The organism is Moorena sp. SIO4G3 (assembly GCF_010692305.1).
GTDB lineage: Bacteria > Cyanobacteriota > Cyanobacteriia > Cyanobacteriales > Coleofasciculaceae > Moorena > Moorena producens_A.
In genome coordinates this window covers 1-2,180 of the sequence record NZ_JAAHIG010000670.1, presented here as the reverse complement: position 1 = coordinate 2,180, position 2,180 = coordinate 1, and the positions used below count along the sequence as shown (strand labels likewise).

Sequence of the window (2,180 nt, the reverse complement as noted above, 5' to 3'; positions counted from 1 at the left end):
GCTTTGTTACGGTCGATGCCCGGTATTATCCGGGGCACCTCCGCTCCAGAACCGTGCGTGAAAGTTTCCCCTCACACGGCTCCTGGGTAAACTCGGTCTTTGACCGGCCTTTTGGCTTGCTCCAGTGTATCTGTTGGTGGCAGCTCTGGTGAACTGCTGATAAGTTCTTCGTTTTCCAGTTGTCGTGGTTTCCATCGACGTGATGAAGGTGTACAGACTCGTCTTCTAAGAACTTCAATCCACAGTGTCCACAGGAATGGTTTTGCCTTTTCAGTGCTTTGGAAGTAGCATCGGAGTAGAGTCTAGAGTTTCTCTTGCTCCAGTAGACTAAGTCACCGTCGTAAGGTGACTTAGTCCCTTTTACGTTTACGTGTTGGTTTTGTTTGTAACCTACTTTTGGGAATGCCTTTTTACATAGTTCGTTGGCCTGGTACCGATTTACTTTCTTTTCCTTTCGGAATTTTCGGTTTGCGGTCCGGTTCATGAACCATAGGCTATCCCTTGGGCTGCTCATGTCACAGCTGTTGTGGTGGTTACGCCATCCGCGAACGATGGGTGCTAATTTCTGTGCTTTTATTTTGGCACCATAATTCGAGTTGTTGACTATGTTTTTAATCTTCTGACGGATTGCTCTGTGATTATCCTCTGAAGGAACGCATGAGAACTTTCCGTCTTTTCTGACGCGGAATCTCCACCCCAGGAAGTTAAATCCATCTGTCGCCCGTGTTAGTTTGGTCTTTTCTTCACTTATTTCCATCCCTCGGTCAGTCAAGAATTTCTTGACTTTTTCCAGTATTGTTGCTGCGTTATCTTTTGGTTTCAGTATAAACACCATATCGTCTGCGTATCGCAGGCTTGTGTGAATATCTTCTATGCCATTTAGAGCCACATTTGCTAATAGGGGGCTTACCACACCGCCTTGGGGTGTTCCTTGCTCTGGGAATTCCGGATTGATGCCCGCTTTTAAGCACCTGAAAATCCCCTGTTTTAGGCACGCGGGGGCTAGCAATCTATCCATTATTGAGCTGTGTGAGATGCGGTCAAAGCATTTCTTAATGTCTAGTTCTATGATTCTTTTATTGATTCCGTTAACGTTTGATTTCAAATGATTGAATAGACGTTTTTGGATATCCTGGGCACATCTGCCCGTTCTAAATCCATAGCTATCTGCACTGAATGTAGCTTCGTGGGCTGGTTCTAATGCAAATTTTGCTAGACATTGCCATGCTCGGTCGGCTAAGGTTGGTATCTTCAACATCCGAGTTTTCCCGTTCTTTTTACGGATTGGTTTTTCTCGTAGTCCGTCATGTTTCCAGTCGTGGCCGTGACGGTTCAATGTTTCAACCAGTTCCATGCGTTCCCTGAAATTGAGTTTTGACTTTCCGTCAATTCCAGCTGTTCTTTTACCCTTGTTTAGTTGTGTGACTTGACGTACAGCTAGGAGCTGTGCAGCACGGGATTTCAATATCAGTTTTTGTAAAGACCTAGCTTTCTTGAAGTCTCCAGCTCGAACCGCTTTGTACACTCTCTTCTGTAGGCGGAATAGGTTTTGTCGGAGTTTCTTCCACTTCTGACCTTTCCAATGTTCACTATGGTTGCCCATGTGTCTAACAATGCTCTCCATTAGTTTGTGTATTCTGAATACCCGTGGGCAGTTGTTAGCCCACATCCTACCCGGCAGTAGGGATTAGGAGTGACATCTCTTACCGTAGGTTCGACCCGCCTACGGACCTGTATTGCTGCCGTTTTTACTTGTTCCATCTGTTAGATTGTTATGACGATTTAGGGCAGTCCAATTTGCCTATTCCTTCCTCGGAGATTACGGTTATCCGCAAGAGAATACCGTGAGGATTAAGGAATCAAGTCTCGCATGTACTAGTCAGATTGCGGCTTTCCAATTAGACACTTTTTCAGGACTTTTACTACTGTTACCCATGTCGTCTCCCTGTTAGCGGCAGTGTGGCACATCTGATTTACCTCTGATTCCGCCCTGTTGCCAGCTTCACTCTGCTAGGATGTCACCTGCTCGGTGTGGCCAGATAAGGAGTCACATATCTCTTAATGGGGTGGGTTTTCACCACCATCCAACAGACAGTTAGAATTTTTGGGATTTTAACCCCGCGATTCCCTGAGTTATACCCCTCCTTTCTCAGGAGGCTCCTACTCAGAACAAGCCGCAC

Annotated in this window: 2 protein-coding genes; both read right to left on the bottom strand. The window is 46.0% G+C overall.

Annotated elements, in window-relative coordinates; all coding sequences use genetic code 11:
• Positions 1-25: 25 nt before the first annotated feature.
• The gene (locus F6J99_RS44405; RefSeq protein ID WP_293123675.1) at positions 26-1,624 is read right to left on the bottom strand and encodes a reverse transcriptase domain-containing protein; all 1,599 of its coding nucleotides are present in this window, start codon (positions 1,622-1,624) and stop codon (positions 26-28) included.
• Positions 1,624-1,761, bottom strand: a complete 138-nt coding sequence (locus F6J99_RS44400) for a hypothetical protein (protein ID WP_293123672.1) — start codon at positions 1,759-1,761, stop codon at positions 1,624-1,626. The genes F6J99_RS44405 and F6J99_RS44400 overlap by 1 nt, the downstream gene beginning before the upstream one ends.
• Positions 1,762-2,180 lie beyond the last annotated feature (419 nt).